This is a genomic window from Chroococcidiopsis sp. CCALA 051 (assembly GCF_003015105.1).
Classification (GTDB): Bacteria; Cyanobacteriota; Cyanobacteriia; order Cyanobacteriales; family Chroococcidiopsidaceae; genus Chroococcidiopsis; species Chroococcidiopsis thermalis.
Window position 1 is genome coordinate 1 of sequence record NZ_PYCI01000160.1, and the last position, 14,067, is coordinate 14,067.

12 protein-coding genes are annotated in these 14,067 nt (G+C 40.3%); all 12 read left to right on the plus strand.

The features are described from left to right. The coding region (locus C7Y66_RS26600) for a 1-acyl-sn-glycerol-3-phosphate acyltransferase (RefSeq protein ID WP_199197657.1) at window positions 1–1,195 on the plus strand (1,195 nt) is incomplete at its 5' end. A 610-nt stretch (window positions 1,196–1,805) separates the two neighbouring features. Next, complete coding sequence (locus C7Y66_RS26605; protein WP_106547899.1) at window positions 1,806–2,264, plus strand: hypothetical protein; 459 nt, start codon at window positions 1,806–1,808, stop codon at window positions 2,262–2,264. A gap of 28 nt (window positions 2,265–2,292) precedes the next feature. Further along, window positions 2,293–3,417 carry a DegT/DnrJ/EryC1/StrS aminotransferase family protein gene (locus tag C7Y66_RS26610; protein ID WP_106547900.1) on the plus strand — a complete coding sequence of 375 codons (1,125 nt, stop codon included), beginning with the start codon at window positions 2,293–2,295 and terminating at the stop codon, window positions 3,415–3,417. Between the two features lie 82 nt (window positions 3,418–3,499). Then, window positions 3,500–4,741: a glycosyltransferase family 1 protein gene (locus C7Y66_RS26615; protein ID WP_106547901.1), complete on the plus strand. Its 1,242-nt coding sequence runs from the start codon at window positions 3,500–3,502 to the stop codon at window positions 4,739–4,741. A gap of 383 nt (window positions 4,742–5,124) precedes the next feature. Then, window positions 5,125–6,720, plus strand: coding sequence for an S-layer homology domain-containing protein (locus C7Y66_RS26620; RefSeq protein WP_106547902.1), 1,596 nt, complete (start codon window positions 5,125–5,127; stop codon window positions 6,718–6,720). A 21-nt stretch (window positions 6,721–6,741) separates the two neighbouring features. Continuing rightward, window positions 6,742–7,335 (plus strand): hypothetical protein, encoded by a 594-nt coding sequence (locus C7Y66_RS26625; RefSeq protein ID WP_146149886.1) that lies wholly within the window; start codon window positions 6,742–6,744, stop codon window positions 7,333–7,335. A 125-nt stretch (window positions 7,336–7,460) separates the two neighbouring features. Continuing rightward, window positions 7,461–8,294 (plus strand): ABC transporter permease, encoded by an 834-nt coding sequence (locus C7Y66_RS26630; RefSeq protein WP_106547904.1) that lies wholly within the window; start codon window positions 7,461–7,463, stop codon window positions 8,292–8,294. Window positions 8,295–8,309: 15 nt separating this feature from the next. Next, window positions 8,310–9,584 carry a polysaccharide ABC transporter ATP-binding protein gene (locus C7Y66_RS26635; protein WP_106547905.1) on the plus strand — a complete coding sequence of 425 codons (1,275 nt, stop codon included), beginning with the start codon at window positions 8,310–8,312 and terminating at the stop codon, window positions 9,582–9,584. Window positions 9,585–9,615: 31 nt separating this feature from the next. Then, window positions 9,616–10,122: an acyltransferase gene (locus tag C7Y66_RS26640; protein WP_106547906.1), complete on the plus strand. Its 507-nt coding sequence runs from the start codon at window positions 9,616–9,618 to the stop codon at window positions 10,120–10,122. A gap of 60 nt (window positions 10,123–10,182) precedes the next feature. Further along, window positions 10,183–12,717, plus strand: a complete 2,535-nt coding sequence (locus C7Y66_RS26645; RefSeq protein WP_106547907.1) for a glycosyltransferase — start codon at window positions 10,183–10,185, stop codon at window positions 12,715–12,717. 134 nt (window positions 12,718–12,851) lie between these two features. Next, window positions 12,852–13,892, plus strand: a complete 1,041-nt coding sequence (locus C7Y66_RS26650) for a Gfo/Idh/MocA family protein (RefSeq protein WP_106547908.1) — start codon at window positions 12,852–12,854, stop codon at window positions 13,890–13,892. Beyond that, window positions 13,889–14,067 (plus strand): DegT/DnrJ/EryC1/StrS family aminotransferase (locus C7Y66_RS26655; RefSeq protein WP_146149887.1); only part of this gene is annotated, 179 nt, incomplete at its 3' end. The genes C7Y66_RS26650 and C7Y66_RS26655, both read left to right, overlap by 4 nt.

Sequence of the window (14,067 nt, forward strand, 5' to 3'; positions counted from 1 at the left end):
ACCTAATACTTGTTTGATTAACTTGGCTCAAGTTATTGCTCCAGTTGTCATCCCCTATTTTTTTCAATTTGAATTACGTATCGATCGCGAATCTATCGAAAAAATTCAGGCTTTAAACGAGCGAAGATTACTTTTATTGCCAAATCATCCTACATTTCAAGATCCAATTGCAATCTTTGCTCTTTCTGGTAAGGTAAACCAAAAATTTTACTACTTATCAGCATATGAATTATTTCAAGGATTCATGACTGGAATCTTTCAAAGATTGGGAGTTTATTCTATCCGGCGTGGTTTAGTCGATCGCCCCAGTATTGCAAAAACAATAGACATATTAATTCAACCGAATTGTCGCTTAGTCATCTTTCCAGAAGGAGGATGCTCTTTTCAAAACGATACGGTCATGCCTTTCCGCGCTGGTGCTATCCAAATTGCTTTTCAGGCTATGAGTAAGCTAGCTAAGCAAGGAGAAATACCCGATCTATATGCTCTACCAGTTAGTATTAAATACCGCTATACACAAGATATGCAGAGAGTTATTCGTCAAACTCTCAACCGTTTAGAACAAGCATTAAGTATAGAATCCAGTCTAAAAGATTACGATCGCCTGCAAGCGATCGCACAACATGTTTTAGTCCGTATGGAACGAGAATATGAGATTTATTCACCTACTAAAGACGAACTAACCTGGAACGATCGCATTTCTCTGCTACGGATGCATATTTTAGAATCCTGCGAACAACAGCTAGGCATTTCTTCTAATCCTAAAGAACCAGTGCGAGAACGAACCTATAGAGTTGAATATGTACTAAAAACTCAAGTAGACACACTAGAGTCAGAAGCAACAGCAGAAACCGAAACTGCAACAGGCGATCGCGCTAACAAATATAGTTTAATTGAAAAGTCAATTAAACGCTTGTTAAACTTTGATGCGATTTACGATGGCTACGTAGCTGAAAATCCAACACCAGAAAGATTTTTAGACACCCTTACTCGCCTAGAACGAGAAGTATTCGATATCGATAAACCCCCAGCTAAAGGATATCGCCACGCCAGAATTAAAATTGGAGAGCCGATTAATCTTAAAGATTTCTTTACCGAATATCAACGCGATCGTGCTAACACTGTGGATGCTGTTACGCTCAAAGTTCAACAAATAGTACAGCAGAATCTCGATTTGTTAAATGGTAATTGGTAATTGGTAGTTAGTAGTTGGTAGTTGGTGATAGATATATATTGTTGAGTTTTCTCGCTCGTTCGGTATAGTTATGATTAATTACTTAAAATTTAATATAGGATCAATTATGTCAGCGAGGATGACATTCGCTAGTTGAGCGTGATAAGATTTACACATAAGTTAAACATTCATTCCGATGCGAGGAAACAGAAAATACTCTATACTCTGGTGACGAGAGCGAACTGAACAGACAGTAAGTGACAGCACCTGGAAGAAATATGTTTCTGTAATTTTACTTGTATGAAATTATTTGGTTAGATTGTAGGCAGTTCCAAGCTGCGGCAAAGTACCTATTATTACTGAGTACAAAAAATACCTTACATCAACTGAATTAAGGGTATCTACTGGAAAAACTATCTCTTCATGCAAGCGATCGCTTTGGCATGGAGATTTTCCAAATATATAGCAATTTGTGTCGAATTCAGGCAGATATCGCGGTCGTGCTAGACGGTTGATGGTTAGCAGTTAACTATCTTCACAACAGCGTGAGTTGCGTACATTACAAATGACATGGCTATAGCTAAGCGCGATCGCAACTATATCAACCGTATATTTTATTTAGAACAACAGTATGATCCGAGAAATTAAGTCCGAAAATATATTAATAGCGATGATTGTTTCTCATAAATTTCAAGCATCTGGAATTCATTTTTTTACTCCAGGTGATTTTTCGCAGCAATTAGCTTATATGCGTCATCCTGTTGGAAAAATTATTCCGCCTCACGTCCACAATCCAGTCAAACGGGAAGTGCAGTATACCCAAGAAGTACTTTTGATCAAAAAAGGTAAACTACGAGTAGATTTTTATAATGAGTCTCAGCAATATTTAGAAAGTTATATCCTCGAAGCAGGCGACGTGATTCTTTTAATTGCAGGTGGGCATGGCTTTGAAGTATTAGAAGAAATCGAAATGTTTGAAGTCAAACAAGGACCCTACGTAGGCGATCTAGATAAAACTCGATTTGTCGGAATTCAAACAGAACAAGCTCAGCTAGCTGACGATCGCTTACTCCTTGTTAATAATCAGTAACAAATGACAAATGACGAATGACAAACATATGCTTGATTATATTCCTGTCAACGAACCACTATTAGATGGTAATGAAAAAAAGTATCTGAATCAATGTATTGATACTGGTTGGATTTCTTCAGAAGGACCATTTATTAAACAATTTGAAGAACAATTTGCGGCAAGAGTAGGACGTAAATATGGCATTGCTGTTAGTAATGGCTCCGTAGCTTTGGACGCTGCTGTATTAGCACTAGGTATTGGTGCGGGTGATGAAGTCATTCTACCTACTTTCACGATTATTTCCTGCGCGGCAGCAATTGTTCGTGCTGGTGCTATACCCGTTGTTGTAGATTGCGATCCTCATACCTGGAATATGGATGTGAGCCAGATTGAGGCTAAAATCACACCCAAAACCAAAGCAATCATGGTGGTTCATATTTATGGATTACCTGTAGATATGGAGCCAATACTTGCTTTAGCGGCAAAGTATGGGTTGCAAATTATCGAAGATGCAGCCGAGATGCACGGACAAACTTATAAAAATCGTCCCTGCGGCAGTTTTGGTAATATTAGTACCGTTAGTTTTTATCCGAATAAACACATTACTACAGGCGAAGGTGGGATGATTCTCACCGATGACGATCGCCTAGCCGAACGTTGTTGTTCTTTGCGAAATCTATGTTTTCAACCCCAGCAGCGTTTCATCCATGAAGAACTCGGCTGGAACCTGCGAATGAGTAATATTCAAGCTGCTTTAGGTGTAGCGCAGCTAGAAAGATTAGACGAATTCATTGCCCGTAAACGCCGAATGGGACAACGTTACACCGAGTTATTATCCGATGTACCCGGCTTACAATTGCCAATCCCCCAGACTGACTACGCCGATAATATTTACTGGGTCTATGCATTAGTCCTAAAAGATGAAATTCCATTTGATGCTAAAGAGGCAATGAGGCGCTTGCATCATCATCAAGTTGGTAGCCGTCCCTTCTTTTGGTCTATGCACGAACAACCTGTTTTCCACAAAATGGGATTGTTTGCTAACGAGTCTTGTCCAGTAGCAGAAAATATTGCTCGTCGCGGCTTCTACATTCCCAGTGGTATAGCTTTAACTGACGCACAGATAGAACGAGTCGTCGAGGTTGTCAAAGAAATTTTGCGATCGCCATAATTTTTACCAAATTAATTAAATAGTAGGGTGGGCATTGCCCACCTATATTTCTTACAGTATTTTTGACATTACAGGAGATTAAATGAGGGTTGGAATTTTTTTATCGAATTTTACTCCTCAAATTGGAGGAGGCTTTACGTTTGAAAACGAAGTGTTTCGAGCGATCGCTGAATTTGGTGGGACAAGCGGTCATACTTTTATTGTATATAGCTGGGACAAAAAATTATCTCAAGCACCTCCATTAGGACAACATATTGAATATGTATCGCTGCATCACAGCGTCAAAAAACTATTATTGTCTCAACCGCTAAAACTTATCAAAGAACTATTTAAAAGACTGCGGCAATCAAAAAACTTATTTAAACTGAACGGTGTATTCAAAGATGTAATTTTAGTCGCGATATTGGGTAAAGAAGTCGATTTAGTTTGGTATTTAGAACCAAGTACTCGCACAGTCGAAATTCCTTACATTACTACACTTTGGGATCTACAACATCGCGTACAGCCGTGCTTTCCTGAACTCAGCACTCAAGGACAATGGGACGAGCGAGAACAGTTTTACGCAAAAGTACTGAGGTGTGCTTCTATTATCGTGACTGGTACAGAGGCAGGTAGAGCCGAAGTCGAACGATTTTATCAAGTACCATCTGACCGAATTAAGATCTTGCCTTTTCCCACGCCTGAATGGGCGTTGAATGCTTCATATAACAGCGATCGCTACATCCTAGAAAAGTACAACATACCGGAAAATTACCTATTTTATCCCGCACAGTTTTGGGCGCACAAAAACCATGTTGCCTTGTTGATGGCGGTTAAATGGCTGCGATCGCAATTTAATTTAATTTTACCCGTAGTGTTTGTTGGCTCGGAAAAGGGCAACAAGCACTATATTCAGCAAGTTGTTGCCGATCTCGACTTATCTAGCCAAGTTCACTTTCTGGGGTTTGTACCGCAAGCCGATATAGTTCCCCTATATCGCCATGCATTTGCTCTAGCTTTCATGTCTTTTTGCGGACCTGATAACATACCTCCTTTGGAAGCATTTGCTTTAGGTTGTCCGGTTGTGGCTGCCAACGTGTCAGGTGCTTTAGAGCAGCTAGGAGATGCCGCTTTACTCGTCGATCAGCGAGACGAACGGCAGGTCGCTTTGGCGATTAAGTCACTCTATGATGACCCAATTTTGCGACAAACATTGGTACAACGAGGGTTAGCACGAGCGGCAAAATGGACGGGACAAGATTACGTCAAAGCTGGATTTGAAATGCTTGATGAATTTGAAGCCCTCCGGCGCTGTTGGAGTAGCGTAAAACCTTACAATCGCTGAAGCAGGTAGGAGGCACGCAGAAAAGTTATTCTTCACTTACGTATGTAGGGGCGTGCAATAGATGTTGTACGCCCCTACGTATATATGAAGCTCATCCTGTGGATCTACTGATAGTAACTGCGATCGCTCCGTAAACCAAAAGTTAATTCCGTGAAACCACGCATGGGGATACGGAAAAAGGCGGCTAAACTTCGTTTGAAGTTGAGTTAGTTCAGGCTAACTTTTAACTTCTTCTAGATAGACAACTTATCTGAAAAATTAGGCTCATTTCATCAGTAAATTATGCCTCAAAGCTGTGTGAGGAGTTACTAACTCAAGGTAATTCCTGCGGATACGTCTGTCTTGAAGTTGGTAACTTTCTCTAGGTCATTGAGCTACTTGTAATGTGTATTATTAAAGCTGCTACAACCACTATTCTCTTAGCGACTCTTGCTTGTTGCGAGTTGAGCTACAAAGCCAATGCCAATCCTATTCCAATCGCCCAAAAACAGCTAGGCGATCGCGCTATGGCAGTGCAGCAAAATAGGGCAACTGCATTAGAACAGGTGTTGCATAATCAAAAGTTTAAAGCCTCCGATTTAGCGCAAGCATCGACTTTAAATGATATTCAGGGTAGCTGGGCGCAGAGCTTTATTGCCGGATTAGTCTCGCGAGGTATTATTCAAGGTTTTCCCGATGGTAGTTTTCGCCCAGACGAACCAGTAACTCGCGCTCAGTTTGCCGCAATTGTCAGTAAAGCATTTCCACAACAATCTAACCGCAACGCGATCGCTTTCGCAGATGTACCGGAATATTACTGGGCAAAGGATGTAATTCAGACAGCTTACCAAACAGGGTTTCTGGCTGGATATCCCAACAACACTTTTTTACCAGAGCAAAGCATTCCCCGCGTGCAAGTGTTGGTGGCGTTAGCAAATGGGCTGAACTTGACTGCAAAAGCAGAATCTTCTACCCTGCTCGATACTTCATATCAAGACGCAGCAGAAATTCCCGACTTTGCCCGTAGTCCAGTAACAGCGGCAACAGCAAATCGCTTGGTCGTAAACTATCCCAGTAAAGATGTATTGCGTCCAAATCAAACGGCAACCCGTGCAGATGTTGCAGCCTTTATCTACCAAGCTTTAGCTAGCCAGGGTGAAATGCCGCAACTGAGAGCTGAAGATCCGGCAGCTGAGTATATCGTTGGTTTGCAGCCAGCAACTCCAGTAGCATCCGCACCAGAACCACAGCCACTGACAGCAGAGCAAGTCACAAAGCTGCGTCAACAATATCGCATCGAAGTGACACCTTTAACAACTCTGATTAGACCGTCAGTAGTAGGTGGCGGATCGAGTGTTGGTTCGCCCACAGCATTTGGTGCAGATTGGGGTAGTGCCTTCGTCGGTACGAGCTTTCAAGGTAGAGCGCGCAATACTAGCAAAGCAGATGGAGCGGCTTCATTGGGATTTGGTTTAGGCGATGCGCGTAGAGCCGTCGGTCTAGAAATTGCAGCTACAACCGTCGATCTGTATGGAAATACTTTCGGGGATGGGACTATTAGTTTCAAACTGCATCGCCTCCTACCAGCAAACTTTGGAATTGCGGTTGGAGCAGAAAATGCAATTATTTGGGGTGAAACTGACGGTGGTAGCAGTCTTTACGGCGTAGTCAGTAAAGCTTTCAATCTTAAAGAGGACGCAGCAAAGCCTTTCAGTAAAATTACGACCTCAGTAGGTTTAGGTGGTGGTCGCTTCCGTTCGGAAGAGGATGTAGAGGATGGTAACGATACGGTTAATGTTTTTGGCAGCATGGGCTTGCAAGCAACCGAACAGCTTTCCCTAATTGCAGACTGGACGGGTCAAGATCTGAACTTAGGTGTATCTGTCGTACCTTTCCGAAGTCTACCTCTAGTCATTACTCCATCTCTTGCCGACGTTACTGGCAATGCTGGTGATGGTACTCGATTTGTTCTTGGTGTTGGTTATGTCAGTCGTTTTTAGGTCGTGACGAGAGGAATCAAAATGATGAATGTTCAACGCCAGCTCTTTCTAGGTTTAGCTTTAGGATCGTCTCTACTATTTGGTTCGTTACCAACTCTGGCTCAGAGCAACAACCAGTCAGATATCACGGGTTTTATTATCACTACTGGCGATATTGTGGGCGGTGCTTTTGCTCCAGGAAGGAATGGCGATTTTAATCCTGCTGCTCAAGTTGCGATCGACCGAGCTGCTGCTGCACTTAACGGTCTACTGGCAAAAGGAGCGATCGCTGGTATTCCTGTAGAGACGCAGCAAGCACTAGCAAGTATACTGACTGAAACTGGCAATTCTACCTCTGCTGCCACTCAATTTCAAACTACTTTAGTTGCAGCGGGTGCAGATGCAAAACTAGCGGCAGGTTTTGTTAAAAGTTTGCAAGGACTAACTGCTGGTAGTGTAATTTCTCCAGGTAAATTAGTAGGGGCTATAGAAGCCTACAATGCTTTGATTAATGGCGGTAGCGGAAACTTTTTGCAAGTTGCTGCGCCACAATTGCAAGCGGTAAAAGCAGCACTGTTACAACTAGCGGAAGCTTTGACAAAAACTAATTCTCCAAAAGCTAAAGCCCGCCCCTAGTTTTTTAGAGAATAACTTCAGAAGTTGCGATCGAAAAAAACATCAATCGTTTATGGGGTAGGCTTGTAGCCTGCCCTTCGTACAAGCTTACAAGACATTTACTAAGTAATTATTGCTGACTACTTGTGACAAACCACAGTCAATCTGAATTAATTATTGCAGCTGGTAGAACAGAACACCAGTACTGGAAAGATTTATGGCGCTACCGCGAATTGTTTTACTTCCTGGCTTGGCGAGACATTTTAGTGCGTTACAAGCAGACTGCGATTGGTATTGCGTGGGCATTAGTACGCCCATTTTTAACCATGATTGTCTTTACAGTAGTATTTGGCAAACTAGCAAAACTACCTGCTGAGGGCGCACCATATCCAATTATGGTGTTTGCAGCTATGTTACCTTGGCAATTTTTTGCTAGCGCTCTTGCAGAATGTAGCAATAGTCTTATTTCTAATGCTAATTTGATTTCCAAGGTTTACTTTCCCCGTTTAATTGTGCCTGCTAGTGCAGTTGTTGTCAGTTTTGTAGATTTCCTAGTTTCAGGCATGATTTTGTTAGGTCTGATGGCATGGTATAACTTTATTCCTTCCTGGCGAATTTTGACACTACCATTATTTATGGCGATCGCTTTTGTTGCTGCTATTGGTGGAGGATTGTGGCTCTCGGCATTGAATGTGAAATACCGTGATTTTCGCTTTATCGTGCCATTCATCGTCCAGTTTGGTTTATATATTTCTCCGGTTGGATTTAGTAGCAGCATCGTACCCGAACAATGGCGTTTAATTTATTCTCTTAACCCAATGGTGGGTGTGATCGATGGTTTTCGTTGGGCAATTTTGGGTGGAGAAACTCAACTCTATTGGCAAGGATTCATGTTGTCTGTCGGATTAGTCGTTTTACTATTTGCCAGTAGCATTTGGTATTTTCGCAAGGTAGAGCGATCGTTTGCAGACGTAATTTAAATAAAAACTTTAAATATGTCAAATTCAGTGATTCGTGTCGAAAGTCTAGGCAAAAAATATATTCTCGGTCATCAAAAACAAGAACGTTACACCACACTACGAGATACGCTGACCGAGCAAGTTAAATCTTTTCAACATCATGTATTCAAATTTGGTAAGCGCAAAACTTGTAATCCAACTCGCGAAGAATTTTGGGCGCTAAAAGACGTTTCTTTTGAGATTCAACAAGGTGAGGCTATTGGTGTCATCGGACGCAATGGTGCAGGGAAATCAACATTATTAAAACTTTTGAGCCGCATTACTGAACCTACTAGAGGAAATATAATTGCTAAAGGGCGAGTAGCTAGTTTGCTAGAAGTAGGAACGGGATTTCATCCAGAACTAACTGGACGAGAAAATATTTATCTCAATGGTTCTATTTTAGGCATGACTAGAGCCGAGATTAAAAAAAAGTTTGATGAAATTGTTGCCTTTGCTGAAATTGAAAAGTTTTTAGATACTCCAGTCAAGCGTTATTCTTCTGGAATGTACGTTCGCCTTGCTTTCTCTGTTGCTGCTCACTTGGAACCAGAAATTTTGATTGTGGATGAAGTTTTAGCAGTAGGCGATTCAGCATTTCAAAAGAAATGTTTAGGGAAGATGGGTGATGTGTCAAATAAAGAAGGACGCACAGTTTTATTTGTCAGCCATAGTATGCAAGCTATTGCTCAATTGACTAAGCGTTGCATCTTGCTTTCCCAAGGAAATGTTCAATTTGACGGTCACAGCGATAAAGCAGTACGGTTATATCTAGCTGAGCAAAAAAATGATTCTGAAAAACTTCCTTATTACCAAGCTCCTGCAAACAAAACAAACAACTATATAGCCTGGGCGCGGGTGCATACTTCTGAAGAACAAGGAATTCATTGCTGGGGTAAACCCATTACGTTCGAGTTTGCATTACATATCACTCAACCGCATGAAACTTTATGGTTCTCTTTTAATGTAGTTAATGAGCTACAACAATCTGTTTGTATTTTCTGGTTTTACGATGCTAAAGCCCCGTTTCGCCAAGAATCAGGAGATTTTATTGTACGATGTGAAATCCCTAAATTTAGGTTATTTATGGGTTCGTACACCATAACTACATGGTTATCTGAAATTCGTAGCAATACCGTATTAGAAAATATCTCTAGTATTTGTCCTTTTGAAGTTACTATGCACGGTATTGAAAGAGAAGAGTGCCAATGGCAATCTCATGAATGCATGTATTTAGAAGAAGCAGTTTGGCACAGTGTAGAAAAGAATTAATTCTATATTAAGAGCGATAGGTAGATAAGAAATGCCAGTCAAAGATGATGTAAAGCTTGGCAAAAATGTGAGTATTTTTCATCCTCAACTTGTGAATCTTTATGGTTGCACAATTGGTGACGATACTAAAATTGGTACTTTTGTAGAGATTCAGAAAAATACTGTTGTAGGGAGTCGGTGTAAAATTTCATCTCACAGTTTTCTCTGTGAAGGTGTTGCGATCGAAGATGAGGTGTTTATTGGTCATGGTGTTATGTTTACTAATGACCTTTATCCGCAAGCCACAAATGAAGATGGAAGCTTGCAAACTGAAGCTGATTGGAGTGTAGTCAAGACTTTAGTAAAATGCCGTGCTTCTATTGGTAGTAATGCCACCATTTTACCAGGCGTAACTATTGGAGAAAAAGCGATAGTTGGAGCTGGTGCAGTAGTCACTCGTGATGTTCCTAATTATGCAATTGTAGCCGGAGTACCTGCGCGTATCATCGGTGACGTGCGCGATCGCTCTCAAAACTTAGAATTGGTACTGGACAGTTGATATTTTAGCTGTATCAAGGTAGTGCGATCGCCCAAAACCAAATTTTAGAGAGACGCTTTAATGAACGCTATTCCCGAGTTAGCAAATAAACCGAAACTCGTATATTTTCAAAGAAGATACGAACATATAGCTAAATTTGTGCGGTTGCACTATCAACAACAAGTTAATTGTTTAGCTGAATTCTTTGATGTCACTGTAATTAATGAAGATTGTGACTACCAAGAAATTTGCGATCGCTATCAACCGGAAGTTACGCTTTTTGAAATTGGCATATCAGCTTGGGGATATACTCGTCTAAACATTACAAATACTTCCGTTTACCCAGAAATACCCAAATTAGGTTTTTATCATGCGGATTGTTTTTGTGAAGCTCGATCCGCTTTTATTTCTGATATAGAAAATTGGGATATCCAAACATTATTCAGTCTATCTGTACGTTCTGCTGAGTATATGCCCGAACTTGGCGATCGCATATTTACCTGGTCTAATTTTATCGATCCCAATTTATATCGAGATTATGCATGTCCTAAAACTATACCAGTACTTTTTACAGGTAGTAACAGTTCTTTTTATCCTTGGCGACAACAAATTTTGAAGGTTGTATCTCAAGCTTATCCATCCTTGATTAGTCCGCACTTTGGATATGAAGAGAAAACAGCGTTCCGAATGCTTTACGGTCAGCAGTATGCACGCACAATTAATGCCTCTTGGTTTGTACCAGCTTGCGGCACAATAGTTAAAGAAGTTGTGCGCAAACATTTTGAAATTCCCGCATGTAAATCTTGTCTGATTACAGAAAAAACTCCAGCTTTAGAAGCTGCTGGCTTCATTGATATGCAAAATTGTGTTTTTGCTGACGAAACTGATGTATTAGATAAAATTGATTACCTATTTCAAAACCCAGAAGAACTTGAGAAAATTACTAATGCAGGCTATCAACTAGTTCACTCTCACCATACCTTCAAACAGCGAGATCAAATCTTTCAATGGTTTAATCTGAATAAAATCATTAAACCGGGTCAAAGAATCATTCAAAATAATCCCTTCGGTTCGCTGACTCTTATAGAGGAAAACTCAGGAATCAAAAATGCTCATATTGTTAGTAATACATTAGATAAAATTCTTTTACATCAAGGAGATGAAAAACTCTGGACGGGTCAATATGATGAAGCAGAATCTCTATATCTGTGCTGCCTAAATTCTTTAATTCAAATGCTACCTGAACCGAAATTACGTCTGGCAATATGTAGCCTTTATCAAGGAAATGCTCAGCAAGCACTCTCGTGGATTTTACAACCAATTGAATGCATACTCATTTTAAACAAAGCTTCAGAACCCGATCCAGTAGAGTGGGCTTACCTAATTATTATCCTCCTTTGTCAAGGAAAGCTAAGCGAGGCGACAGAACGTATTAATCAGTTTCCTTCTCTTAACCATCCCGAACTAGATCGCGTGCGTTGGGCAATTGAGGTTTTAAATAATTCAGAGAAACAAGTTGCCATACCTGAAAATAATTTGTCAAACTATCGAATTAGCGTTCACCAATTACCGAAGTGGAGTTTTAGCGACTGGATTACTAATGTTTGTACTATGCTAACAGCTTGCCAGCAGTTGACTTTTGCAGAACAACTAAATAACGCATCTGGCTCAAAAGAACAATTTGTTAAAGCAGAATCGTTAAAGTTCAGACGTGTTTTTAATAATTTTTTGAAATTCTTTCCTAAATTAGAAATAGGAAAATATAATAATTTATTACCTACTACCTCATCTATTAATCTTCGATTCGCAAGATGGCTAATTTTAAAAATCAAATCTAAATTGCAACCAAAAATAATTCAGTTATTAAATAACTTAGAAAAATCGTTTGGTTATTTTCTACCTTACCATTTGTCAATATTTCAAAATGACGAGTTCTTTTCGGCAATCAGAAAAGTGATGCAAGAAGAGAATATCAAAACATTTTTAACAATTGGTGCATTGACTAGGTTGAAAACATCTGAGATATTTTTCACGGGAATTCAAAAAAGTCAAAATAAAATAAAAATATTTTGTGTCGATCTATCTACGACAAAAGTTCAAAAACTACAGAAACACTATTTGCATGACTCTTCAGTTGAATTTCATGATTTTTTAATTCATCAAAAAAGTGTGTCTAATACAAGAGAAATTTCAGAGTTTGCTATTTTTTGCAAAGATTCAAATAAAAACGATCGCAGATTCTTATTCAACAACTTGCATCAAAACAGCAAGAAATTAAATAGTGTAAAACTTGCTGAAAATACAATTAAAAAAATCAGGCAAGAAAATCAGTTTGACTATTTCGATATGATATTAATCGGCGATCCTAAATTTGATATTTCTGCTGAATTTGATGAAATTCACAGAGCCAAGTTTGTTGTGATTGACAGTATCAACTCCTTATCTAATCACAACTTACTTCATAGATTGCTAGCACAATCGGGCTATACCATAGTTGCTCAAAATCTTTTTCTCAGAAATGGATATGCCATTTTAAAGAAAACCGATCGCGCTAGAACACTACTGACTGCAATAGATGCCGATCGCTTGAGTGATTTGGAATGCGAAAAAATATAGTAACTATCTTGGACGAATTATGAGTTTGATTCTACTTCAAAGTTGTATGCGATCGCGACGAGAAAAAAGTCATTTTGACTATACGTGAATTACAGCACTTGTTAAATAGTTGAAAAATTGGTTAGGTAACAATAATGAAAGATACGATCGCTATAGGTGTAATTGGCTATGGTTACTGGGGTCCTAACTTGGTGAGAAATTTCTCTGAAATCCCAGGAGCGCAGGTAAGAACTGTGAGTGATTTTAAACCAGAATTGCTGGCAAAAGCGCAGACACGGTATCCTACCTTGCAAGTTACGACCGATTATCGAGACATATTAAAAGATCCAAAGATCGATGCCGTGGCGATCGCCACACCAGTTTCCACTCACTTCAATCTCGCTCTAGCAGCATTGCAAGCTGGCAAGCACGTCCTAGTAGAGAAACCGATAACGACCTCCTCCGAACAGGCAATGAGGTTAATTGAGGAAGCTCAACGGCGCAACCTAGTGTTGATGGTAGATCACACCTTTGTTTACACGGGTGCTGTTCGCAAGATGCACGATCTAATTACGACTAAGGTTGTAGGCGATATTTATTACTACGATTCGGTGCGCGTTAACCTGGGACTATTTCAGCATGACGTGAACGTATTGTGGGATCTGGCAGTTCACGACCTTTCGATTATGGACTATCTACTGCCATATAAACCTTACGCTGTCTCTGCCACAGGAATCAGCCACGTCCCTAGAGAACCAGAAAATATTGCCTACTTAACGTTATTTTTTGAAAACAACTTGATGGCTCATCTTCACGTCAACTGGTTAGCACCAGTCAAAGTTCGCCGTACGTTAATTGGTGGGAGTCAGCGCATGATTGTCTACGATGACTTAGAACCAAGCGAGAAGGTGAAAATTTACGACAAGGGAATTACCCTCAATAGCAACTCTGCCGAAAGCGTGTATCAAATGCTTATTGGCTACCGTGCAGGGGATATGTGGTCTCCGCACCTGGACATGACAGAAGCAATACGGACAGAAGGACTGCACTTTATTGATTGTATTCAGCAAGGCGATCGCCCCATCACTGATGGGGAAGCAGGACTGCGGGTCGTAAAAATTCTGGAAGCTGCTACCCAGTCCATCAAGCAGCAAGGGCGATTAATTGAACTAAACACGATGGAGGTAGCAGTATGATCCCATTTGTAGACCTAAAAGCACAGTACTTAAGCATTAAAAACGAAATCGATACTGCTGTCCTCAAAGCTCTAGAAAGTACGCAATTTGTGCTAGGCAGCGAGGTTGTTGCTCTCGAAGAAGAATTCGCTCATTACTGTAATGCCGATTCTGGCATTGCTGTCAATACAGGCAC

Excerpts from the sequence above, each read along its gene's own strand:
- C7Y66_RS26605 (WP_106547899.1), top strand. The coding sequence starts at position 1,806 with ATGATCCGAGAAATTAAGTCCGAAAATATATTAATAGCGATGATTGTT.
- C7Y66_RS26610 (WP_106547900.1), top strand. The coding sequence starts at position 2,293 with ATGCTTGATTATATTCCTGTCAACGAACCACTATTAGATGGTAATGAA.
- C7Y66_RS26615 (WP_106547901.1), top strand. The coding sequence starts at position 3,500 with ATGAGGGTTGGAATTTTTTTATCGAATTTTACTCCTCAAATTGGAGGA.
- C7Y66_RS26620 (WP_106547902.1), top strand. The coding sequence starts at position 5,125 with ATGTGTATTATTAAAGCTGCTACAACCACTATTCTCTTAGCGACTCTT.
- C7Y66_RS26625 (WP_146149886.1), top strand. The coding sequence starts at position 6,742 with ATGATGAATGTTCAACGCCAGCTCTTTCTAGGTTTAGCTTTAGGATCG.
- C7Y66_RS26635 (WP_106547905.1), top strand. The coding sequence starts at position 8,310 with ATGTCAAATTCAGTGATTCGTGTCGAAAGTCTAGGCAAAAAATATATT.
- C7Y66_RS26640 (WP_106547906.1), top strand. The coding sequence starts at position 9,616 with ATGCCAGTCAAAGATGATGTAAAGCTTGGCAAAAATGTGAGTATTTTT.
- C7Y66_RS26645 (WP_106547907.1), top strand. The coding sequence starts at position 10,183 with ATGAACGCTATTCCCGAGTTAGCAAATAAACCGAAACTCGTATATTTT.
- C7Y66_RS26650 (WP_106547908.1), top strand. The coding sequence starts at position 12,852 with ATGAAAGATACGATCGCTATAGGTGTAATTGGCTATGGTTACTGGGGT.